This window comes from Aquimarina sp. EL_43 (assembly GCF_943422735.1).
GTDB lineage: Bacteria > Bacteroidota > Bacteroidia > Flavobacteriales > Flavobacteriaceae > Aquimarina > Aquimarina megaterium.
Map to the genome: position 1 here is coordinate 308,168 of NZ_CALSBR010000001.1, position 24,734 is coordinate 332,901.

The following is a 24,734-nucleotide window of genomic DNA, read 5'->3' on the forward strand; positions in this document are numbered from 1 at the left end:
TCTCTTTTTATTAATTTAACTTAATTTCTTTATCCGATGTATTTGCCATTTTTGTAAGTACTGGAAAACAACTATTAATAAGTTCTGCCATAAACTCAAAATTCATTTCAGATATTTCATCATCTACATGGTGATAATAGTCATAGTTTGTAAAATCAAAGGTAGAAATCGTCTGGCATGGCACTTTAAATTGCTCATAGAATGGATAATTATCGCTTCTTCTAAACAGTTGAAACTCTTTGGCTTTTGGCAAATACCCTATCAGCTCTGACCTTGCGTATTCATTCATTTTTTGAGCCATATTAGACATTTCATATCCTGTGATATAGGCTTTGTATGGTTTATCATTTAATGGTACTCCTATCATTTCAAAATTAACCATAGCATACACATTAATATTCTTTTCTTTTAGTACCTCTGCAAGGTGTGCCGACCCCAGTAATCCTCTTTCTTCTGCGCCAAACAGCACAAAAAGAATACTACGTTTGTTATTTTTTAATTGAGCAAATTGTTTAGCCAGAGAAATTACTGCACTGCTTCCTGCTGCATTATCATTAGCACCATTAGCAATTACATCACCATTAACTTCTTTTCCTGTACCTATATGATCAAAATGTGCTCCCAATATGATAAATTCTTTTGATAACTTATCATCTGTACCTTTAAGAAATCCAACAACATTATATGTCGCTGTTCCTTTTGCATCAAAAGCATCTCTATAAGTTTCAAAATAAGGTGCTATCTTATTTTTTTTAAACTCTTCTTCAATAAATTTTGCGGCTTTTTCTAAACCTTCGCTTCCGGTATCTCTTCCTTTCAACTCATCGCTAGCTAAAAAATTCATTATAGCCGCAACATCAGAAACTTTAGTTTTTTCTATAGAAGCATTTTCTGCTGTCTTAGCTTGTGGTTGAGCAATTGTTCCTTGCTTACAATTGATAAATAAAATCGAAATCAGGATGATCAATATGTTCTTTTTCATAAAAATATGTTTTGGATAAAGATAAAAAATCCCGCTTCATTAGAAGCAGGATTGAATATGAATATTATAATAGCAGTCATCTACGCAAGCATAGTAACCGGATTTTCAAGATATTGTTTTAACGTTTGTAAAAACTGAGCTCCTGTTGCTCCATCTACTGTTCTGTGATCACAAGCTAAGGTCACTTTCATTGTATTACCAACTACAATCTGACCATCTTTAACAACTGGTTTTTCTACAATAGCACCAACCGAAAGTATAGCTGAATTAGGTTGATTAATAATAGAAGTAAATTCCTGGATTCCAAACATCCCTAGATTAGACACCGTAAATGTACTACCACTCATTTCTTGCGGAGTTAATTTTTTATTACGGGCTCTACCTGCTAAATCTTTAACCTTAGCTCCTATTTGAGTAAGAGACATATGATCTGTAAAAGGTAAAACAGGAACTACCAATCCATCTGGTACCGCTACAGCGACCCCAACATTAATATGTTTAGCATATCTGGTTGCTACATCTGTCCACTGCGTATTAACCTGTGGGTGTTTACGAAGTGCCAATGCACATGCTTTGACCACCATATCATTAAAAGATACTTTAACATCTGGTAATTCGTTAATCTTCTTACGCGATGCCATTGCATTTTCCATATTTACCTCGATAGTAAGGTAGTAGTGTGGTGCATTAAATTTTGAAGCCGAAAGACTTTTTGCAATAGCTTTACGCATTTGCGAATTTTTCACTTCTTCAAAACTTTCTTCTCCTGCTGGCGTATATGTTTGTACTACAGGAGCAGAAGTTGTTTCTTTAACTTGTTGTGAGGTACCAGCACTAGCTGCAGAAGGTGTAAATGACTCTACATCCTTCTTAACAACACGCCCGTTTTCGCCTGTTCCTTTTACCAGAGAAAGGTCTATTCCTTTATCTGCTGCTATTTTCTTTGCTAGCGGAGAAGCAAATATTCGCCCTCCCAATGTTCCATTTCCTTGTGAAGTTGCAACTGTTGTTTCTGCTTTTTCTTCTTTTGCAGGTGCAGCATCTTTTGCTGCTGCTGTTACAGGAACGCCATCTTTAAGCGCAGATATATCTGTTCCTGCAGGGCCAATTATTGCCAATAAAACATCTACCGGAGCAGTTTGCCCTTCTTCTATCCCAATATGCAACAAGGTTCCGTTATAGAATGACTCAAACTCCATAGTAGCTTTATCTGTCTCTATTTCGGCTAGAATATCTCCTTCTTCAACAGTATCTCCTACTTTTTTTAACCAGGTAGCTACGGTTCCTTCTTCCATTGTATCGCTAAGACGTGGCATAGTAATAATCTCTACGCCATCAGGAATTGTAGCAGTTTGATTTGAAACGGGTGCTGATTCTTCTACTTTTTCTTCTTTTACCGATTCTGTATCGGGTGTTGTATTTCCGTTTAATAAATCAGAAATATCTTCGTTTTCTTCTCCGATAATTGCGAGTAATTGATCTACCGGAGCTGTCTCACCTTCCTCGATCCCTACATGAAGTAGTGTTCCTTCATAAAAAGACTCAAACTCCATTGTCGCTTTATCTGTTTCTATTTCAGCAAGGATATCTCCTTCGCTAATTTTATCTCCTTTTTTAACAAGCCACTTCGCAACCACTCCTTCTTCCATGGTATCGCTCAATCGCGGCATATTAATTACTGTAGCCATAATTTATTGTGGTTTGTGTGATAAAAATGGATAATTATCCTGTTCGTATACAACGTCATACATCACATTCTTCTCAGGGAATGGTGATTCTTCGGCAAACTTTTGACATTCTGCCACTCTATCTTTTACTCGTTTGTCTATCACTGCAATTTCTTCATCGGTAGCATATTTTTTATCTTTAATAATATCTAAAACCTGAGTGATCGGATCTATTTTTTGATATTCTGCTACTTCTTCCTTGGTACGATATTTTTGTGCATCACTCATAGAATGCCCTCTATATCTATATGTTTTGAGTTCTAAAAATGTTGGTCCACCACCTGTTCTTGCCCTGGTAATCGCTTCATCCATTGCTTCAGCAACCTTTATTGGATTCATTGCATCTACTGGTCCACATGGCATTTCGTATCCTAACCCTAACTTCCATATATCTGGATGATTAGCTGTTCTTTCTACAGATGTTCCCATTGCATAACCGTTATTTTCTACACAAAATACTACTGGTAAATTCCAAAGCATTGCTAAGTTAAACGTCTCATGTAGTGATCCCTGTCTGGTAGCTCCATCACCCATAAAAGTAAGTGTAACCGAGTCTCTTTTATTATACTTATCTGCAAATGCTAAACCTGCTCCCAAAGGGATTTGTCCTCCGACAATTCCATGTCCTCCATAGAATCGATGTTCTTTAGAAAAAATATGCATTGACCCTCCTAAACCTTGAGAAGTACCGGTACCTTTACCGTATAACTCTGCCATTACCCGTTTTGGATCAACACCCATACCAATAGGCTGCACGTGATTACGGTATGCTGTAATCATGCGATCTTTAGTAAGATCCATAGCATGCAAAGCCCCCGCCAAAATTGCTTCCTGACCATTGTATAAGTGTAAAAAACCTCTTACTTTTTGTTGAATATAAACTTGAGCTAACTTATCCTCGAATTTTCTCCAGAAAAGCATTTCTTCGTACCAATTTAGGTAAACATCTTTGGTTATCTTTTTCATTTAGTTGTACTGATGTATGTCTAAAAAAAACTAGCTATAAAACTAGCCATTATTTAATTTTTTCTCTTATTTTTTAAGAGAACGAAAAACAAAAATAACATATTCGAAATTAAGGAAAAAGGAGTTTGCAGATAAAATCAACGAAAACGTTATAAATATGAATTATCAAAAATAAGTGGCAATATATTAGATAAAGAAGATGATTTAACTACTTTTCCTGTTTCTCCCATAAAATAAATAGCTATTGGCATATTTTGTTTTACCTCATATTCTGCTATTGCCTGTCTACAAGCACCGCAAGGAGGTGTCGGGGTTAATAATTGATATTTTAACGATTTAGCAGAAAGTGCCATAGTAACAATAGGAACCTCAGGAAAATTAGCTCCTGCATAATATATAGCTGTACGTTCTGCACACAATCCCGAGGGATAACACGCATTTTCCTGATTATTTCCTAAAACCACCTCTCCATTCTCTAATAAAAGTGCTGCTCCGACCAAAAACTCAGAGTAAGGAGCATATGCCTTATCTCTAATAGTAATGGATTGCTGCATCAATTCCTGAATATTTCCTGGTAACTCATCAAATGAATCATATACCTGTAAGACAGATTTTATTTCTATTTCTTTCACACGTTTAGATTTTAGTAATTTCTTAATGCTCGTTTCATGTGTTATTAATATTACTTTCTAACTCTTCATACAGTATTGTTTAACTCACATAGCCTTTAAACACTCTACAAAGCATATCCGTATTCCTAAATTTGAACTACAAATAAAAGTATTACAATGTACTATAAACAAAAAAAGTATCAAACCCTTCGGCTTGATACTTTATTATATTAGTATACGATATTTTCTAGTCGTAATATTCGTCTCCAAAATTAAAGGAAAGACCAAAACGTAGTGTTCCTTCAAGTGGACTTCTAACAGACGAGGTAGAAAATAAATAAGATATATCTAAGTTTACAATATTATATCTGAAACCTGCACCTAAAGACAGGAATTTACGTGCTCCTTTTTCTTCTGCTTCATTAAAGTATCCTGCTCTAAAAGCAAATACATCGCGATACATATACTCTGCACCTAATGCCCAGGTAATTTCTTTTAATTCTTCACTAAACCCATCTGGTGCATCTCCCCAAGAAGAAAAGATAGCTCCAAATTCACTTATATCATTGTATTCGTTATTTGCAATAGTTGTATCGTTTCCATCAACAACACCATCTCCATTTCTATCTATAGTATTATCCAAAGGAGTTGGCACAAGTAATTTACTAAACTCTAACGAAGGTGTAATTCGATTATCCTCATTAAGAATAAAATCGAATGCAGCTCCTAATCTAAAATTAGTAGGTATAAAGTTTTCTTGACCTGCATCATCATATTTTATTTTTGGTCCTATATTAGAAATTGTAGCTCCTGCTCTCCATCTACCATTAAAAGAATTAAAAGCAATCTCATCACTTCTATAAAAACCAGCAATATCTACACCAAAACTCCCTGCTGCACTAGCATCTGCTCCCAAACCTTGTAATCTAAGATCAGAACGTAAATAACGCCCCGCTACAGCCATAGAAAACCTATCACTAAGTTTTAATGCATATGAAACATCAAGTGTTAATTCATTTGGCTTTTGAACATTAGGCTCATCATTAGGTCCTTGTCTAAACTCTATATCTCCTAAACTAAAATATCTAAAACTCGCTGCTACAGCACTTCGCTCATTAAGACGATTGTAATAATTTACATTCCCCAAGAATATATCATTAACCAGATTACTTAAATAAGGAGTATAGTTAACCCCGACCCCTTGCTTGTTTTTTATGAATGCATATTTAGCCGGATTCCATTGTTGTGAAAATGCATCTGGAGAAGTAGCAACCCCCTGGTCTGCTAAACCAGCCGCTCTTGCATCTGCAGCTATTAATAAAAATGGAGTAGCAGTTGTTATTGCCCTGTTTTGTTCCTGAGCCTGAGTTTTAAAAGTGAAAACTGTAACACACAATAGGCTAAGGGTTAATAATCTTTTCATATCCTTTAAAAATTGAGTTTGACAAATATATAGTTATTTAGTTAGTAAGAATAGTGAGTTCTTAATTTTTTTAAGTTGATGGTTTATAAACGCTGATTTTAAGGATATCTTATATTTCATTTTAGTTTCCGTGATTAATTTTTATCAAAACACCTCAAACATGCACGCTTAAATCCCATGTAAGCTTTTAAATTTCAAACAATTGACGATCTCATCTCGTCATAAGATTGCTTACCACAAGAAGTGAAAATAATGTTAAATAATCATATTATTTAACATTTTGTTAAGAAATATGATTGCTTGAAAAAAAATTAAGTGCAATGTTTTTTTAATATTTTAAATTTCTTGTTTTTATTACATCTCAAATAATAAACTCACAAATATTGCGTTAAACCAGAGTCGTTATAAATTCATAAAAAAATGTGAATTGATAATATTTTGAAAAAATTAGGGTAATTTTAACGTTTATTATTTATATTGCAAGCCCTAATTTCTACTTAAACGAACTTAAGATTATGAAAAACGCGTTTATTTTTAAGTCGCTAATGGCGCTTTCCATTAGTGTTTTACTGTTTAGTTGTTCTAAGAACGATTATGGGAGCAGTTCTAGAGCCACAGGTTGGAAATACAATTCCAAAGATGGTGGATTTCAGGTACAGACAAATTACAAAGAGCAAGAAACTGGCCCTGGTTTAGTATTCATTGAAGGAGGTACATTCACTATGGGGCGTGTACAAGATGATGTAATGCATGATTGGAACAACACCCCAACTCAGCAACACGTTCAATCCTTTTACATGGATGAAACCGAAGTTACCAATGTAATGTATCTGGAATATCTTGATTGGTTAAAAGGAGTATACCCTCCTACAGAACCAAAATACAGAAACATATATTATGGTGCACTTCCTGATACCTTAGTTTGGAGAAATCGACTTGGTTTTAACGAAATGATGACCAATAATTACTTACGTCATCCTGCGTATGCTAATTATCCTGTTGTAGGGGTAAATTGGATTCAAGCAATAGAATTCAGTAATTGGAGGACTAACCGCGTTAATGAAAGAATTCTTGAAGAAGAAGATGTAATTAAAAAGAATGCTCCTTTTGAAGATGTTTCTGCAGAAAGCACTTTTGACACAGATACATATTTAAACGCTCCTACACAAACTTATGGAGGTAATGATGAAGCTATCAGAGGTGGTAGAGCATCAGAAAGATATGCAAAAACAAACGACTCTACAGGATTATATATACAACGGAAAGACGGATTACTTTTACCTAAATATAGACTTCCAACCGAAGCTGAATGGGAATATGCTGCTTTAGGATTAGTAGAAATTAGAAGTTATAACATCTATAGAGGTAGAAAAAAATATCCATGGACTGGAAAATACACTCGTTCTGGAAAAAGAAGAACTCGTGGAGATCAATTAGCTAACTTTAAGCAAGGTGATGGTGATTATGGTGGAATCGCTGGATGGAGTGATGATGGTGCAGATATTACTGCTCCTGTAAAATCTTACAATCCTAACGATTATGGTTTATATGATATGGCAGGAAATGTTGCAGAATGGGTAGCCGATGTTTACAGACCTATAGTAGATGATGAATATAATGATTTTAACTACTATAGAGGAAATGTATATACCAAAAATGCTATCAATCCTGATGGAACTGTAAAAATTGTTATGACAGATTCTATAGTATATGACACACTTAGTAATGGTAAAATTATAGCTCGAGTATTACCTGGTGGAATTTTACAAGTTCCTATCGATGAGCAGGAAACATACATGAGAACTAATTTTACTGATAGTGATAACAGAAACTATAGAGATGGTGATAAAAGTTCTTCTAGATATTATGAAGGATTTCAGGATCAGGCTACTCCTAACAGAAGAATGTATAATGCACCTATTCACTACGTAGGTCCTGATGCAGAAGATAGCACAAAAATGGACAGAAGATACGATGAGTCTAGTAAAAGAACTACTATTGTTGATGATGAAGTACGTGTGTACAAAGGTGGTTCCTGGAAAGACAGAGCCTATTGGTTAGATCCAGCACAAAGAAGGTTCTTACCACAAGATATGGCTACCGATTATATTGGTTTCAGAAATGCAATGTCTCGTGTTGGTACTAAAGCCAGAAAGAAAAAAACACCAAGACACCAGAAACCAAAAGGATAAGAATTTAATTAAAGTTCGTTATAAATACCAAAAGCCCTGTACATATTTGTCAGGGCTTTTTAATATCATATAATTAATGACCATCACCCAAATACATCAGTTATTCCTAGCCAGCAATGGCGTATGTACAGATACCCGAAAAATAGAGTCTAATGTTATTTTTTTTGCTTTAAAAGGAGAAAATTTTAATGGAAACACATATGCACAAAAAGCCTTAGAACATGGAGCAGCATATGCAATAATTGATGAAGTAGCATTTAAAACAACAGAAAAACATATTCTTGTAGATGATGTTCTACAAACGCTACAAGATTTAGCTTCGTTTCATCGTAAACACTTAAATATTCCTATTATTGCTCTAACCGGAAGCAATGGAAAAACTACCACAAAAGAATTAATCAACAGTGTGCTTTCTTCTTCTTTTAAGACCTCTGCAACGATAGGGAATCTAAATAACCATATCGGAGTTCCTCTTACACTTTTATCAATGACAAAGGAAACTCAAATAGGAATTGTAGAAATGGGAGCCAATCACCTAGAAGAAATTGCATTTTTGTGCTCTATTGCCACTCCAGACTATGGATATATTACAAATATTGGAAAAGCTCACCTAGAAGGTTTTGGAAGTATCGAAGGTGTTTTAAAAGGAAAAACAGAACTTTATGATTATCTAAAAAAGCACAACAAATTAGTTTTTCTTAATCTTGAAGACAAAAAACTTGTTAATGCATCTTCTGGAATAAAAACGTATAGTTTTTCACAATCTAACACCAGTGACGTAATTATTAAATTGACGGGCACCGATCCTAATGTAATTATTTCTTATCAAGATAGTACCATACATAGTAATTTAATAGGCCAGTACAACTTTACAAATATTGCAGCTGCTATCGCCATTGGGTCTCATTTCAAAATTAGTATAGACAAGATCAAACATGCAATAGAATCCTATACTCCTACAAATAATCGTTCGCAAATCATTAAAAAAGGAGATCATACCATTATTCTGGACGCCTATAATGCAAATCCATCGAGCATGGAAGCTGCCATCCATAATTTCGTTCAATTACAATATAATACCAAAATTGTCTTTTTGGGAGATATGTTTGAATTGGGTAATGATGCAGCTCTAGAGCATCAAAAAATAACAGACCAGATAAGCAATACACAAACAGAAGAAATATATTTAATCGGGACTCATTTTTTTGCCACTAAATGTACTAATCCTCATATTCATAAATTTAAATCTTATGAAGATCTTGAGACAAATTGGGCTCTAAAAAATCAAAAAGGTATAATTCTAATCAAAGGATCCCGAGGCATGAAACTAGAAAGAATTCTAGACCTTCTTTAACTCGTTATAGCGTCATTTCTTACAAATGCTTCCAGATTGTCTATAGATGTTTTTATAGACTTTCTTATGGCTCTTTTTATCAAAAGAAACAACATCAACTTATGCAATAATGATTTTGCCTCAGGATATACTTCTACAGTTAGCAAACATCGATTACCAGGTAATGATTTTATAATAAAAAATTGATACAATGCATGCAAAGGAGCATCTGTAGTACGCTCTCCATAGACAATTTCATTTACACCTGCTCTCTTGGTTACTGTTGTAAAATTGAGTCGTTTTCCATCAATTACACAGACATGCTCGGTACCTAATCGAGTAACCTCTCCCGGGTTATACTCGAATTTATCAACTCCCTTTGCCCAATAATGTCTATAGCTATAATTAGTAATATATTCTAATAATTGTGCTGCAGAAATTTCGAATTCTCTCATTAAAACTACGGACGGGGAACATTGAAAACTCACCACTTCTGGGGTAGCAAAAGGAGTAAGCTTCAATTTGTTTTTACTTATTTCGGAAAACGAATAAGTAATTTCCTTAGTATCATAAGTATCCTTACCCGCTCTAAAATGGTATAATTTACTCTCGTAATTAGCAGGAAGCCCAATAGCTTTAGACACTTCATCACTTAACAAAGCATAGTTATCGCTTACAATTGAGTTTTTTAGTAATCTATGAGCCTCAATAACTACCTGACCAAAAGGCTTACGTTTTTCCTGAACTGTAATAAATTGCAACTCTCCACAATGCACTACTATTTTTAACTGTAAATTAGGTGCTGTAGCACATGCATTACAAGGGCAAACACGGTTTTTCTCTAAAAGTTTAAGATGACTATAAAACGAAGTAAACATTGTTTCAATCTGAGCCAGTAGCTTTTCTTGTGACGGGATTTCATTTTCTTTATAAAAAAACAATGCATCCCCTTCTATTTCTGCCAGTTTTAAATCTTGTGTATTAGCATTAATCAAAACCTCTAACAACTCAGAAATCACATGTTGACTATGCTCTACTTCGGTATTCTGAACAAAGTGTGTAAAACCAGAAATGTCAGGTATAAAGAGTAATGATTTTGCCATCCGAAAATTTAATATTTGTTTTGATTAAAATGAGAGAGAAGTATAGCTCTTGTACACTTTTCAAATCATAGATCAACTATTTTTATACTTAGGTAGTAGGTATTTTTCTTTATAACTAACAATATACAAATCCTTATTGATCATCAATATGTCAATAGATATATTTAACTTCATATTTCTTTTCTTTTAAGAGGTCGCCATAATTCCTCCATCGATAGTTAGAGCAGAACCTGTCATCCAAGAAGAATCTTCTGATGCCAAAAACAATGCTAGTTTAGCAATATCTTCTGGTGTACCCAAACGTTTTAATATGGTAGCATTTTTTACATTATCGACAGCTTCATCAGGGTTCTTAAATGCTTTTGCAGAATCCCAAATCAGAGGTGTATCTACTGGGCCGGGACAAATAGCATTAATGCGTATTTCGGGGCCATAATCTAATGCTGCTTGCTTAACCAAAGAGACTAACGCTGCTTTTGATGCACAATAGGCAGCATGGTTTGGGAAACATTTAAATGCAGCTATTGATGCATTAGCAATAATGATTCCTTTCTCTTTTTTGATATATGGAATAGCATATTTACATAAATAAAAGAACGAATTAAAATTTATATTCAAGGTTTCATGCCAGTCTTCAATACTAATCTCGGTAAGACTTCCCAACCCTAAAGCTCCTGCATTACTTACTATACCATTAAGTTTTCCATATTTGGTAATTGCTTTGGAAACCAGTTCTTTATTCACCTCAGGAATTCCTACATCACCTGCATGAAATATAACACCTGCAGATATCGATTTTAACTCTTCTACTAATGCATTTCCTCTCTCTATGTTCCTACCACTCAGCACTAATTTAGCTCCTTCTTTTGCATATAAAACAGCAATAGCTTTTCCCATGCCGCTTGTAGCTCCCGTAATGATAAATACCTGATTTTCTAATTTCATTTTAGCTCTCTTGCAGTTTTTATCAATAGCTCTTTTGTTAATTGAATACCTTTATCCTCGTCATCATTAGTTCCTTCGTATTCAATACCAATGTAACCAGTATAACCAGCATTTTTTACAATTTGAAGCATTTTGACATAGTCGATTTGCGTTTCATTTCCCTGTTCATCAAAATCATTGGATTTGGCACTAATCCCTTTAGCAAAAGGCATCATATCCTTTATACCTTGATATCGGTCATATTCATAAAAATTACCAAAATCAGGTAAAGTACCACAATTCTTTAAGTTAACATTCTTCATGATTTTGGATAACCAATCACCATGTGTAGAATAGCTTTGATGATTTTCGACTATTATATTGATAGCATAATCTTTAGCGAAATCAGATAATTGTACTAAACTATCCACTCCTGCCTTTGCAACATCGGCTCTACTCCCTTCTCCATGCAGATTTACACGAATAGAGCTACATCCTAAAAATTGTGCTGCTTCTACCCATTTATAATGATTTTCTATTGCTTGTAATCTTGCTTTTTTATCTTGATCACCCAATTCACCTTCTGCATCAACCATAATCAAAACGTTTTCTACATTTAGATCTGATGTACGCTGTTTTAATTCGCTAAGAAACCTTTGATCTTTAGCTCTATCCAGAAAAAACTGATTGACATATTCTACAGCATGAATATCAAAATCATTTTTAGCTTTTGCAGGAAAATCGAATGTTGTAAGTTTTCCTGAACGTAAACTTCTATGTAACGACCACTGTGCAAGTGATATTTTAAAAAACAAAGTGTCTTCTTTTACGATCATACGTGATGGAAATGATAACGCTAACCCCATACCTAAAGCTGTGTTTGAAGTTTTCTTTACAAAAGTTCTTCTGCGCATATTCTTATCGATTAACAAGACCAATTTGTTGGCAAACGATCCCAACGATGATCTCTTAGTTTATCTATCCACTCTTGTGAAAGTCCTTGTCCATCACCTATACGCATATTGGCTTCTACATTACGTAGTTGACGCATACCAGGAATCATCGTAGTTACAGCAGGATGTGCTGCAATAAAACGCAATGCTAATTCTGCTAATGGCATTTCATTCTGAACCAGTTCTTTTAATTTTTCGATACGTTCTATAGTAGGCGGTAAATTTTCGAGACCAAAATAAATGTTTCTAAAATCCCCTATATCCCATTTAGATTCTAATGAAAGTTTTCCGGTAAGAGAGCCTTCATCAAATGGAACACGGGCTATAACTGCAATATCATTCTTTTCGCAATACGGAAATAATACATCTTCGGGAGATTGATCGAAAATATTATAAATAACCTGTATTGAATCGATTAACCCAGATTCTAGTGCTTTCAAGCAATTGGCAGGTTCCCATCGGTTTACACTAATCCCAAAAGATTGTACTTTTCCTTCTTGTTTTAGTTTTAATACCATTTCTTTCCATTCATCCCGTTCTGCCCAACTATCTTCCCATACATGAAATTGTTGTAAATCAATGGTTTCAACTCCTAAATTCTTCAAGCTCTTTTCTGTATACTCCACGATATGATTTGATGGATATATATCTTTTAAAGTAGATGATTTATTTGGCGGCCATTCATCAATTTTCGGAGGAATTTTTGTTGCTGTATACAATCTTTTTCCCGAGTGTCTTTTTAATAATCCTGCTAAAATTTGCTCGCTTCTTCCTTCTGCGTATCCCCACGCTGTATCAAAAAAATTACAACCCAATTCAATAGCTCTATCTAATGACTTATTAGATATTTTATCATCTGACTCTGACCAACCTGCCATACCCCACATACCATATCCAACCTGGCTTACGTTCCAATCTAACTTTCCAAATTTTTTATATTTCATTTTTATCTATGCTTTTCCAAAATTGTTATTTTTCAGTATACAAATTATTAAAAATTGTATTCAAGAGTGTTCCGTTATCACCATTAAATTGCCAAAACATAACCCCTCCCAGTTGGTTGTTTTTTTTTACAAAATCTACTTTATATTTTATCGATTTGGCATTATCATAAGTAATAAAGAATTCTTCTTAGAGGCAAAAAAAGTAAGCCATAACTAACTCTATGTAGATTATAATTTTTTATTAGAAATATCTATTTATAAATCAGTCTTTTTGTATGAATACATCCATTCATAAATGCTGATATCAAAGGGATCATAAGCACTGTTTCCGCTACCTCTCCCTGTATTATCATAAGTTCTGGACCAAGAGTCATGACCGATACCAGAGTATATAGTTATCTTGGCTTTTGTTGTTGGGTTTTCTGCATTAATTGCATTAACCATTGAAATCGATTTATCATATGAAATAACCCTATCTGCATCCCCATGAAATGCCCAAACAGGAATATTAGTAAACTGATTTCCTGTAGATGTATCTCCCCACCCTGCTATAGGCACTATGGCTACTACATATGAATTACTGCCTTTTGAAGAAACATAATCATAGCAACCTTTCCCTCCCATACTAAATCCTGTCATGTATATTCGTTGCGTATCTATCTTTAGGTTTTCAATCAAAAAAGTAATAAAACTGTGCAAGTTTTCTGTATTCCAAATAGATGGGGATTGTGGTGATACAACAATCATAGGATGTTTGGGGTTCCATTGATTTTTATGTATTAATGACGGAGGACCGTCAAATAAAATAGAATTTAAATCATTTGAGTTTACAGAACTATCTCCTCTTGCTCCACCTCCATGTAAGTGGATCAATAAAGGATATTTTTCGGTATTGGCGATATTATATTCAGAAGGAACATATGCATAGAATCCATATTGCAATTTTGTAGACCCTTTTGGATATGCCTTCTGCACACCTGATGGGATTGTATTTAACTCAACAAGATCATTTGTATTCGTATCTATAGCGCTATCACTTGAGCTACAATTGACAAGTAATTGAATAGTTAATAAAAACAAGTAACTCTTTTTTTTAATAATAGCATGTACCATACTGATCTATATTATAAAAAACGCATATCATTCTTGAGAAAAGAATGTCTCAAAACACCCTCTATCTGCCATTGTTACAAAACATTGAGTATTATTTTTTCCTCCAAAAGCGATATTAGTTGGTTTTTTTCCTTTTAGTTGTACTTCTCTTAATTCTTTACCTTCAGGAGATAATACTAATACAGTTCCTTTATCATATCTACACACATACAAATTCCCTTTAGCATCACATCTCATACCATCTAAGCCAAAATCTTTGAATATCTTGAATATTCTTTTATTAATAGGTTTACCGTTATCTGTTATATCATATACCCAAATGTTTCGTTGTATAGATTCATTAACATACAATCTCTTTCCATCAGGGCTAACTTCTATACCATTGGTTGTTCCCATATTTTTTTCTACCAAAACAAGTTTTCGATTAGAAGTCATCCATAAATTACCTGTTCCATTTTTCCAGTTAGGATCACTTGCATACAGGGTTCTATTAGAAGAAATAGCAACATCATTTGGTTGGTTCATTGTAGAGTCATGAGCAAAAACAGTAACTTCTTTTGAACTTTTTTTTATATACAATATGTTATGATTTGTATAATCTGCTATATACATATTATCAGATGCATCAAAACGAATTCCGTTACCAATGCTACCCGTAGGTAATTTTACAAATAAAGAGCTTTCTCCTTTACGATTAACAATACCTATTGTACCTTCTTCTTTAAAATTAACCGCATATAGGTTTCCTTTACTATCTACTGCCGGACCTTCGATACCTTTGGTAAACTCGTGTTCTTTAGTAAAATCTGTACTACGGTCTATAGATTTTTCTTTTTTATTACACGAATTAAAAATCATTGCTCCAAAAAGCATTACCACGAAAATTATAGTATTTTTCAATATATTAGGGTTTTACGTTTTTAATTTCTATATCTGAGATTAGCTTTTTAATTGCTGGTATTATTACGAGTTCTGTGTCGGCAATTGGTTTGCTAAGAAAATCAATAATAACTATTGATTTTTGATGTTCGGCTTTGTTTATGCTTCCTCTGGTTAATCCTTTTTTCAGAATGGATGATAGTTCTGCTAATTTTGAAGATAGAGGTTCTAATTTTGCTAGTGTTGGATTATTATTTATTTTGCTGAAATCGGTATGGTTTGTTATCCACTTGTTAAGTAAAACTATAATCTCCTGTTTATCAGCATCTCTATTAGATTCTAAATATTTTTTTACACTTTTATCAAATAGTATAGCATCAATAGCATCTGTATTACACGCATCTACAAATTGCGTAAATGGCGAATACGATTTATACTCAACTCCTCCTTTATTTCTTTGGTATGCTTTTAATGGTTCACAAATTTTTGTAAGATTAATCAATGATTTTAATTCTTGATTATTACTAATGTTTCTTAAAATTACATTTCTATTTCTTATATGAGAAATACCTAATTCTTCTAGTCTGTAATTAACACTCTCTAATCTTTTAAGCATATTATCTGCATCATTAACTGCACTAGATGACCATAGTTTTTCTGCAATTGCAGCTGTTCTAGGCCAAATTCTAGAATCTATAGATACCGGAGTAACTAATTCTCCCCACATTGTTGCTTCTCCTCCCAAGATGTTTTTTAGTTGTTCTTCTGTTAAGCCATGATCTTTTGAAATAGGTTCATTTGCATAATGATGTCTAATAGATTTAAGTAAATCTATATAATACCCTTTGGACAACACTGTTTTATAGCCTTGTTTAGCTGCCTTTAACATTGCTTCTTTACCTCTCCACGAATGTATAACAACATCTTTGGGTAAAGTAGGTTGCAAAATTTCGTCCCATCCCATCATGATTTTTCCTTGCTCTTTTAATATTTCTTGAATTTTAATATTAAAATATGCCTGCAATTCATGGTTATCTTTTATATTATTTTTCTTCTTAAATTCTTGGATTTTATCGTTTTCATCCCAATGCTTGCCTTCATTTTCGTCGCCTCCAATATGAAAATATTTATCAGGAAAAAGTGGGGCAATTTCTGAAAACACATCAGTAATAATCTCGTAAGTAACTTCTTTTGTAGGATCCAAAGTAGGATTAAAAATACCTGCATATCTTTCTATTTTATAGATGGTATCCTTACTTGCCATTTCTGGGTATGCTACTAACCAAGAAGTAGCATGGCCTGGTATATCAAATTCGGGGACAACTCTAATTCCTAAATTAGATGCATACGCTACTAACTCTTTTATCTGCTCATGAGTATAGTATTGTCCATCCGATGCTAATTGATGAAATTTAGGTCTTGATTTCACTTCTACTCTAAAACCCTGATCTTCGGTTAAATGCCAATGAAAAACATTCATTTTTACAGCAGCCATGGCATCTAAGTTATTTTTTAGCACTTCTAATGGTTCATAATGCCTAGCGACATCTATCATTAAACCTCTCCAGGGAAATCTGGGTGCGTCTTTAATATTAACTCCATGAAAAAAATATTCGGTTTTAGTATGAGTATTAAGCTGCAATAAAGTTTCTAATCCTCTTATTATACCTATATCTGTTATAGCTGTTAAGCTTATTTGGTTGTTTAATACTGAAAGTTCATAAGACTCATCTTCATTTAACTCTAGTTTACCTTCTCTGGTATAATTTATAACTAAAGATGGCTCTTTACTTTTAGAAGCAATTGTTGCAAACCCTTCGTCAATAAATACTCCTGTTCTACCAGATAGTCGCCTTAGAAATTTGGTTGTTGCGTTACCTATTTTGGGATTAATATTGTCTTTATTTACTGCAATCGTAAAATCTTCTTTAATGATAAATTTTTGACCGTTCTCTGTTATTTCTTTTGGCCAGGGCATTAAATCATATTTCTCTGACAACTCAACCTGCGCGTTAATGTGAAAACATGATGCTATAAAAACAAAAATTAATATAATTTTTTTAATATTTTTCATAACTAGTATTGCATTTTACTTCAAATTTCTGTGGTTTGATGATTAAATAGTGAAAACGATGATGTCTTCTATATGTATTAAAAGCTTGAATTAAAGCATAAATTACCAGACTAAGTTTGTTGCAATGTATATCGTAATTTTTTTATATCATTATTCTTATACAAAATTTGCAATAATCATGACTACAAAAAACACTTTTCTATTTTCTGAAATTAATACTGAAAAATAGCCATTCTTAAAAACTTAATCTGGCATTCATTTATACTTCTATTATAAATGGTAAATTAATTTACATCCCACCAAAGAGCTGTAGACATTACATCTGGACCTTGAGCATTAATTGCTTCTTGTACATTAACACTATTAGAGATTAATTCTGTACTAGAATATTGTAATCTTTTAGGAACGTTACCATTATTAGGTTGGCTTACCCAAAAATTAACATTATCTGTTATTTGTGGTATCATATCTACCCTTCTTACCAATGCCCAACTCTCATATCCGTTTGTTAAAGATGCTAACCATCTTTGGTTATACACCTGATTAAGCTGATCCTGAGTAGCGCCACTTAATGTAGCAATAGCTTCATTTGTTATAAAATCACCAGCATCTTGACCTCCCCAAAAATTAATACTAGCTAGTATACCGCTCTGATATAAGCTATTAGCATCTCCTCCATATCCTAACAATGCAGCTTCTGCTTGTAAAAAATAGGATTCGGCTGCTGTTAATACCATTACGGGTACTTGATCTTTAATATCAGAAAAAGACGTTCCTACTATTTTTGGTCCAGGCTTAGACATATCATCCCAGGCTGGGGAAACTCTTACATTAGGCATACCTCCAACGTACCCTCCATTTTCTGCCTCAATTGCAATTTCTGGCAATCTTGGATCATTATTATCTTGCATAAGATTTACAAGTCTATCTGTTAAAATCCATTTAGAACCTGTAACTCCATTACCTCCGGCACCAGTTCCAAATCCCCAATAAACATCTTCAAAACCACCATCTAGGTTACCATTAACCAGAGGATCACGAGATCTAAGTAATGTAGCCTCATTAGTTTCGTCTATTAGTGGATTTAATAAGCAATCTGCTATGACACCATCAATAAAAGCGCCATCACTGTCTGCAGTAAATGCATCTCTGCTTCGTAAAGCCATGCGCAATCGTAATGTATTTGCCAAAGTTTTCCACTTTTGAGGATCTCCTTCATATATAAAATCCCCGTTATCACCACTAATAGTTGTTGTTGAGTTTCCTATGACATCCATTTGCGCTTTTAGATCTTCTAAAATGCTTCTATAAATAACTTTTTGAGTGTCATATTTTGGAGGATTCACTTCAAACTCAGGTAGTATAACTTCGGTATAAGGGACATCCCCAAAGATATCAGTCATTTTTTGATAAAAAAGAGACATCATAATTTTAGTCGCGGCTTGACCATTGGCATCTTCTAATTCGCCAAATTTGATTAATAAATTACGTAGATTTAAACTACTCTTTGTAAATGATTTATCAAACACAGCATTGGTCCAACCTTGATCATTATCGTATATATCACCACCAGCCCACCAGCTTCCTGCAACGCTTGTTGAAAATTGATGAGAAAATTGTGATGAATATAATAAGTTACCTCTCCATGCTACAAACCTAGGCTCTGCAAAGGTAAAATATTGCACCCCTCCCATAATGTTATCTGCTCCACTTTCTTCGGGCAAATTGGGATTGGTATTTATTTCTTCAAAGTCTTTAGTACATGAAGACGTTAAGAAACCAAACATTAACACAATAGCGAAAAATTGTCTTTTAATGTTTGAATAATTTTTATGACTAATGTTTTTCATAATATTTTAAATTATTTAGTATTAAAATGACAAGTTTAACTTTACACCATGGCTAGAGGTAGAAGGGAAATCATAAATTTCAATTCCTTGGATAGAGGTATTAAAACCAACTTCTGGATCAAAATTCTGTGTATTCTTATGAAGAATTGCTAAGTTTCTCCCGATATAGCTTATAGACATATTTGCAATCGAAAATCTATCTAAAATACTAGATGGAAAGTTATACGTTAACGATACTTGTCTTAGTTTAACATAACTACCATCAGAAATCCAGTTTTCAGAGATATTACCTAATCTTTGATAATATGTTGCTGGATCAACTCCTCTAGCGGCAACACTTGGAGATAATGTACCGTCTACAACGGCGTCACTTGGTACCATAATACCATTACCTCCTGAATAAAATTCTCTTCCTTCTAAGGTTCTAATATCGTTACCATTTGTACTGGCTACAAAATCAGTAAATGAGAACACATCCCCTCCTGATTTAATATCAATCAAAAATCCAAGTTCTATGTTTTTATATGAAAATGAATTATTAATTCCCAGTAAGAAATCCGGAGTAACATTTCCTATTATTTTATTTTCTCCTACAACTGGTAAACCGTTACTATCATAAATCACACGTCCCTGATCATCCCGAGAAAATGATGGCCCAACCAAATCCCCATATACATTCCCTTCGGTGGCAGTTAATTGTATAACATCATTAAATTGTCTTGCTATAATAGCAGTTGGTAACTCTGGTACAAGTTTTTCTATTCTATTTTCATTCTTACTAAAATTAAAAGCAGTATTCCATTCAAAATTTGTCGATTTTATAGGGGTTGCTGTTAAAGCGATCTCTACTCCTTTATTAGAAACCAAACCTGCATTAATTATTTTGCTCTGCGCTCCCGTTGTAGAAGGCAAAGAGATTGATAATATTTGGTTTTTTGTCTCCTTATTATAATATGTAACATCTAACCCTAATCGATTATTGAATAGTTTAACATCCATACCCAACTCATATTCTGATGACAATTCGGCTTTTAGATCTTTATTAGGGATTACAGTTCCTGGAGCTGCTCCTTCTTCTGCTTGTCCTTGTGTTAAATTAGGGTCACCAAAATAAAATAATGTAAGTCCATTATACGGAGCAGAAGATACATTATATACTGGAGCCAATCTGTAAGGCAGTGTTGCATTTCCTGTTTTTGCCCAACTTGCTCTAAGTTTTATAAGATTAACCTTATCGCTATCTATACCAAAAATATCATGCAATAGAAAACTCGTTCCTACAGAAGGGTAAAAAAATGAAAAACTATCTACTGGTAATGTAGAACTCCAATCATTTCTCCCTGTTACTTCAACAAATGCAAAATCATTAAATCCAAATTGTACCGAACCAAATAAAGATTGAGATTTAAGATTACTTAATCTCGTACTAGCTCCTTTAGTTCCAAAATTATTTACTGAAAAAAGCGAAGGGTCTAATAAATCCGATGCTTGCACAGTTGTAGATTTTGCTTTGTTCTCAAAACCACTATATCCTACAGTTGAGTTTACAGATATTTTTTCTGTTAAATAACCATTATATGATAATAAGAAATCATAATTTGATGTGGTAGTTTGCTGTGTGATTTCTACTAATTGCCCTGAAGGTGCATTATCAAAAACTCCTCGACCTTTAAATATAGAAGCCGCATAATTACTTTGATCCTGAGAATATCTAGCAGTGGCAGATAAACCATCTGTAAGTTTATATGTTGCACTTATTAATCCTGTATACCTGTTTTTGGTATCTTCATTCAACTTAGTATTAATTGCATAATATGGGTTCATTGTAAATGAAGATCCTCCAAAATTATTTGGCGTACCATCGGGATTAATATAATTGGCTTCTAAATCTGCATTAGAAATGTTTCTAGGTTTTAAGATCAAGCTTCGAACTGTATTTGCCTGTCCATCTGTTATATCGGCTCTATTAATTGCTGTATTTTTTACATACGCAATTTTGGCTTGTACTTTTAATTTATCTGTCACATTGGTATTTGTATTTAACGACAAAGATTGACGTTTATAATCACTACCCGATAAAACAGGCTTATTAAATAAATTAGAATAAGACAATCTATAATCTATAATATCAGATCCTCCAGATAAGCCTACAGAATTTATCATGGTTAAACCTGTTCCGTAAAAATCTTTAAAATCACCAGGATTACCACTATAAGGAGCTGTACCTACACCGTCAAATCGTGTTTGCTGACTACCGTCTAATGCAGGTCCCCAACTACCAGGTCTGGTAATATCATAAACCAACTGTCCTGTAGCTGCATCAAAACGACCTTGTCCATAACTATTTTGTAGTTTAGGGGCAATTAATACATTATCAAAAGTCACCGAAGAAGATAGATCAACTTTAACTCTACCCGCTTTACCTTTCTTTGTCGTAATTACAATAACCCCTGCAGAACCTCTGTAACCATAAAGTGCGGTGGCATTCCCTCCTTTTAAAATGTTGATACTTTCTACATCATCAGAATTTATATCGGATAATGCATTTCCATAATCTAAGCCTCCAGAAAAACTTCCTTCTCCTAAACTACCTCCATCTAAAACAACACCATCTACAACAATCAACGCCGAGTTTTGCCCTGGCACTAATGAAGTAACACCTCTAACGGTAACCGAAGCAGATCCTCCTATACCTGTCCCATTTTGATTAACCTGGACTCCAGTTACTCTACCTGCAAGATTATTAACTACATTAACATTTCTTACTTTTGTTAATTCTTCGCCTTCTACGGTTTGTATTGAGTATCCTAATTTTTTGGCCTCCCTTTTAATTCCTAAAGCAGTTACTACTACTTCTTCTAAACTTGCAGTGTCATCTTCCATAACGACATCAATAGTTGACGAATCTCCTACTGCAATTGAAACTGTTTTCATTCCTATAAATGAAAAATCTAATACATCCCCTATTGAAGCCTTTATAGTATATCTCCCATCAAAATCTGTTTGTACTCCTCTAGTCGTACCTGATATGATTATATTTACACCTGTCAAAGGAACCCCTTGTTGGTCTTTTACAGTACCATTGATTTCTTTTTCCTGTTTTGTCTTTTTAACTGGTTCTGGAATTAACTTTTTAACAGCTTCATTGTTTAGTTTATTTTTGACTAAAATAATTTGACGATCTATAACCTTATACGTTACCCCTTGATTACCAAATAGTTGATTTAATATTTTATAGATCTTTTTATTTTTCATTTTAATCGAAACCAAACGGTTTTGATCTATTACATTTTCATTTGCCAAAAATTTAAACTCAGATAACGACTCTATAGTCTCTAATACTTTTATAACTTTTACAGATTCTAAATTAATAGTAATCCTAGTATTTTGAGAATATGATTCAGCTTGAATTTTAAAGAGAGAAATGAATGTTAATAACAGTGTTAGTTTCATTTTTAAATTCAATTTAGGGGGGGTATATAAACATGCCCCTGAGGTAAAGAATTTTTTCATATTTTTGTGATGATTTAGTTAATAATAAGACTCATGTCGAAATGATTCGTATTGATTAAATCGTATTCTATAATCGGGAAATACGTCACTATTTCTCGATTTTTTTTGCAATACGTTTTTATTCAATTAATAATTTTATATTAAAAATTTATATCATAGGCATTACTTTGATTTAATGGTTTGGTGGTTAATAAAATTATCATTTGTTTATTGTTATTCTATTTTCTTCAATTGTAAAAGAAAATTCTTCACTACTCTGAAAAGATATTAGTATTTGTTCTATAGTTTCTGTATCAAATTTTGCTAAAAAACGTTTTTCATTTAGTGAACTATAATTATTTGTAATAACGACATCATAATTTCTTTCTAATATTTTAATAATTTCAGAAAATGGTTTCATTTTAAATAACAACTCTCCTTTAGTCCAAGCAGTGTACTCACTAACATCAACTTCTTTTACATCAATACTCTGTTGAGATTTATTCAAAGTAAATTTATAACCTGGCTGTAATACAGTAGAAGTATTTGTATCAAATTTCTCATCTACTTTATAAACTCCAACTGATCCTTCTACCAAAACAGTATTCATTTCATTATCTTCTCTGTAAGAATTAACATTAAATTTAGTCCCCAAAGCTTGAACATTTACATCTTGGGTATTTACAATAAAGGGATGTTGTTTATCTTTTGCTATTACAAAATATGCTTCACCACTTAAAAATACTTTTCGATCTTTACCTTTTAAAAACTTCACTGGATATTTTAATGTACTGCCAGCATTTAAATGAACCATACTCCCATCGGATAAAACAAGTTGAAGTTTTTTACCATAAGGAATAGACACCTCATTATATACAAGTTTCTTATCATTTACTTTAGTATTCTTATATTCGAGTTTATCATCCTGATATACACTTACTACTGTTCCTTCTTTATTTACTATTTTTTCATTGTTATTCTCTCGAATAATTTTTATATCTCCATTTTCTAACTTTAAAGTAATCTCATTACCTTCTGTAACTACCTCATTAGAAGTGTTTAAAATAAATAAACTACTAAGTCCAACCACGCCCACAAAAATAGCAGCCCATTTATACCACTTTTTATAACTATTTTTTTGTTTACTAATAGATTTCATCAATGTCGTATATTCGTGTTCAATATCTACATCTTGTAACGCATAATTTAGATCATAATATTGTAGTATATATGCTTTAAAAATTTCTTTATTTTCATCTTTTCTTAACCAATTAGATAAATCCATCATTTCTGATGAGCTAATTGTATTGGTCAAATATTTTTCAATTAATTTTTTCAAGTTTCTGCTTTTTTTTCAACACTAACTACCTATTCTTTATTAATTAAACGTATGGTCTATCAAAAACCCTTAAAAGAAAATTCTTTTTTTTTTTTGCATATTTGTAATTCACATTTCAGGAATAACGTTGAATTTAGCATGAATGACAGTAGTTTGGTTTTAAAAATTAAGAAAAATGATGAAGATGCATTTAAATTAATTTTCAATGAATTGTATAAGCCTTTATTAGCTTACGTAACCACTTTAACATACGACACAGAAAAAGCTAAGGATATTGTTCAGAATTCTTTTATTATTTTATGGAATAAACGAGAAATTTTATCTGAAGAGTCTTCTTTAAAAAATTACCTTTTCACAGTTTGCTACAGATTGTATATTGATCAATACCGTAAAGATCAAATAAGAAACAAGGTAATCGATGAATTAAAACTAAGTGTTTTAAAAAATCAAATCGAATATAGTGATTCTACAGAACGGCAATTAAGGGTAAAAAAGATTCTAGCAGTTATTGAAGAACTTCCCCCACGCTGCAAACAGATTTTATTGCTAAATAAAAGAGATGGGGTAAAGTATAAAGAAATTGCTGAAAAATTGGATGTATCTGTAAAAACTGTTGAATCTCAAATGCGAATAGCTTTTCAAAAAATTAGAGATAGTTTTAAAAATGAGAAAATCATTTTATTTATTTCAATGTTAAAAAAACGTTCATTAAAATATTTGGACTAAAAAGAGGTATTTCTAACGAAGTGCAAATTCTTTTCTTTCATCACTCCTTATTACCATTTCCCATATATTGTTATCCTAAATAATAATAGATGATTTATAAGAA

At 33.0% G+C, this 24,734-nt stretch carries 19 protein-coding genes; 3 read left to right on the forward strand and 16 right to left on the reverse strand.

From position 1 onward, the window contains the following. Window positions 1-10 precede the first annotated feature (10 nt). The 5 genes from NNL09_RS01525 to porV all read right to left on the reverse strand — a co-directional run bounded on the left by NNL09_RS01525 (window position 11) and on the right by porV (window position 5,709). Window positions 11-982 (reverse strand): M20/M25/M40 family metallo-hydrolase, encoded by a 972-nt coding sequence (locus NNL09_RS01525; protein WP_196910703.1) that lies wholly within the window; start codon window positions 980-982, stop codon window positions 11-13. An 80-nt stretch (window positions 983-1,062) separates the two neighbouring features. Further along, window positions 1,063-2,670 carry a pyruvate dehydrogenase complex dihydrolipoamide acetyltransferase gene (locus tag NNL09_RS01530; RefSeq protein WP_196910704.1) on the reverse strand — a complete coding sequence of 536 codons (1,608 nt, stop codon included), beginning with the start codon at window positions 2,668-2,670 and terminating at the stop codon, window positions 1,063-1,065. Window positions 2,671-2,673: 3 nt separating this feature from the next. Further along, window positions 2,674-3,675: a pyruvate dehydrogenase (acetyl-transferring) E1 component subunit alpha gene (gene pdhA / locus NNL09_RS01535; protein ID WP_025667338.1), complete on the reverse strand. Its 1,002-nt coding sequence runs from the start codon at window positions 3,673-3,675 to the stop codon at window positions 2,674-2,676. A 149-nt stretch (window positions 3,676-3,824) separates the two neighbouring features. Beyond that, the gene (locus NNL09_RS01540) at window positions 3,825-4,334 is read right to left on the reverse strand and encodes a cytidine deaminase (RefSeq protein ID WP_323754786.1); all 510 of its coding nucleotides are present in this window, start codon (window positions 4,332-4,334) and stop codon (window positions 3,825-3,827) included. Window positions 4,335-4,533: 199 nt separating this feature from the next. After that, a complete protein-coding gene (porV, locus tag NNL09_RS01545) occupies window positions 4,534-5,709 on the reverse strand; it encodes a type IX secretion system outer membrane channel protein PorV (protein ID WP_025667335.1) in 1,176 nt (391 codons plus the stop codon). 515 nt (window positions 5,710-6,224) lie between these two features. Between porV and gldJ the strand changes: the two genes are divergently transcribed. Beyond that, window positions 6,225-7,901, forward strand: a complete 1,677-nt coding sequence (gene gldJ, locus NNL09_RS01550; protein ID WP_025667334.1) for a gliding motility lipoprotein GldJ — start codon at window positions 6,225-6,227, stop codon at window positions 7,899-7,901. A 76-nt stretch (window positions 7,902-7,977) separates the two neighbouring features. Further along, on the forward strand, window positions 7,978-9,255 hold the full coding sequence (murF, locus tag NNL09_RS01555) for a UDP-N-acetylmuramoyl-tripeptide--D-alanyl-D-alanine ligase (protein ID WP_196910705.1): 1,278 nt from the start codon (window positions 7,978-7,980) through the stop codon (window positions 9,253-9,255). Here murF and NNL09_RS01560 read toward each other — a convergent pair. The 11 genes from NNL09_RS01560 to NNL09_RS01605 all read right to left on the reverse strand — a co-directional run bounded on the left by NNL09_RS01560 (window position 9,252) and on the right by NNL09_RS01605 (window position 23,905). Then, window positions 9,252-10,337, reverse strand: coding sequence for a DUF2652 domain-containing protein (locus tag NNL09_RS01560; protein WP_196910706.1), 1,086 nt, complete (start codon window positions 10,335-10,337; stop codon window positions 9,252-9,254). The genes murF and NNL09_RS01560 overlap by 4 nt on opposite strands. A 186-nt stretch (window positions 10,338-10,523) precedes the next feature. After that, window positions 10,524-11,282: an SDR family NAD(P)-dependent oxidoreductase gene (locus NNL09_RS01565; protein WP_196910707.1), complete on the reverse strand. Its 759-nt coding sequence runs from the start codon at window positions 11,280-11,282 to the stop codon at window positions 10,524-10,526. Then, window positions 11,279-12,175 carry a sugar phosphate isomerase/epimerase gene (locus NNL09_RS01570; RefSeq protein WP_196910708.1) on the reverse strand — a complete coding sequence of 299 codons (897 nt, stop codon included), beginning with the start codon at window positions 12,173-12,175 and terminating at the stop codon, window positions 11,279-11,281. The genes NNL09_RS01565 and NNL09_RS01570 overlap by 4 nt, the downstream gene beginning before the upstream one ends. An 11-nt stretch (window positions 12,176-12,186) precedes the next feature. Further along, a complete protein-coding gene (locus NNL09_RS01575) occupies window positions 12,187-13,158 on the reverse strand; it encodes an aldo/keto reductase (RefSeq protein WP_196910709.1) in 972 nt (323 codons plus the stop codon). Window positions 13,159-13,183: 25 nt separating this feature from the next. After that, entirely contained in the window at window positions 13,184-13,333 is a 150-nt protein-coding gene (locus tag NNL09_RS26280; protein WP_196910725.1) for a glycosyl hydrolase family 18 protein, read from the reverse strand. 80 nt (window positions 13,334-13,413) lie between these two features. Then, entirely contained in the window at window positions 13,414-14,271 is an 858-nt protein-coding gene (locus tag NNL09_RS01580) for a dienelactone hydrolase family protein (RefSeq protein ID WP_196910710.1), read from the reverse strand. Window positions 14,272-14,298: 27 nt separating this feature from the next. Continuing rightward, window positions 14,299-15,171, reverse strand: coding sequence for an SMP-30/gluconolactonase/LRE family protein (locus NNL09_RS01585; RefSeq protein ID WP_231389188.1), 873 nt, complete (start codon window positions 15,169-15,171; stop codon window positions 14,299-14,301). Between the two features lie 4 nt (window positions 15,172-15,175). Next, on the reverse strand, window positions 15,176-17,224 hold the full coding sequence (locus NNL09_RS01590; RefSeq protein ID WP_231389189.1) for a beta-N-acetylhexosaminidase: 2,049 nt from the start codon (window positions 17,222-17,224) through the stop codon (window positions 15,176-15,178). A gap of 284 nt (window positions 17,225-17,508) precedes the next feature. Further along, on the reverse strand, window positions 17,509-19,074 hold the full coding sequence (locus NNL09_RS01595) for a SusD/RagB family nutrient-binding outer membrane lipoprotein (protein ID WP_196910711.1): 1,566 nt from the start codon (window positions 19,072-19,074) through the stop codon (window positions 17,509-17,511). A 21-nt stretch (window positions 19,075-19,095) separates the two neighbouring features. Further along, window positions 19,096-22,527: a SusC/RagA family TonB-linked outer membrane protein gene (locus tag NNL09_RS01600; protein WP_196910712.1), complete on the reverse strand. Its 3,432-nt coding sequence runs from the start codon at window positions 22,525-22,527 to the stop codon at window positions 19,096-19,098. Between the two features lie 259 nt (window positions 22,528-22,786). Then, the gene (locus tag NNL09_RS01605; RefSeq protein WP_196910713.1) at window positions 22,787-23,905 is read right to left on the reverse strand and encodes a FecR family protein; all 1,119 of its coding nucleotides are present in this window, start codon (window positions 23,903-23,905) and stop codon (window positions 22,787-22,789) included. A 51-nt stretch (window positions 23,906-23,956) separates the two neighbouring features. On the opposite strand from NNL09_RS01605, the gene NNL09_RS01610 reads away from it, so the two are divergent. Next, window positions 23,957-24,631, forward strand: coding sequence for an RNA polymerase sigma factor (locus NNL09_RS01610; protein WP_196910714.1), 675 nt, complete (start codon window positions 23,957-23,959; stop codon window positions 24,629-24,631). Window positions 24,632-24,734: the final 103 nt, after the last annotated feature.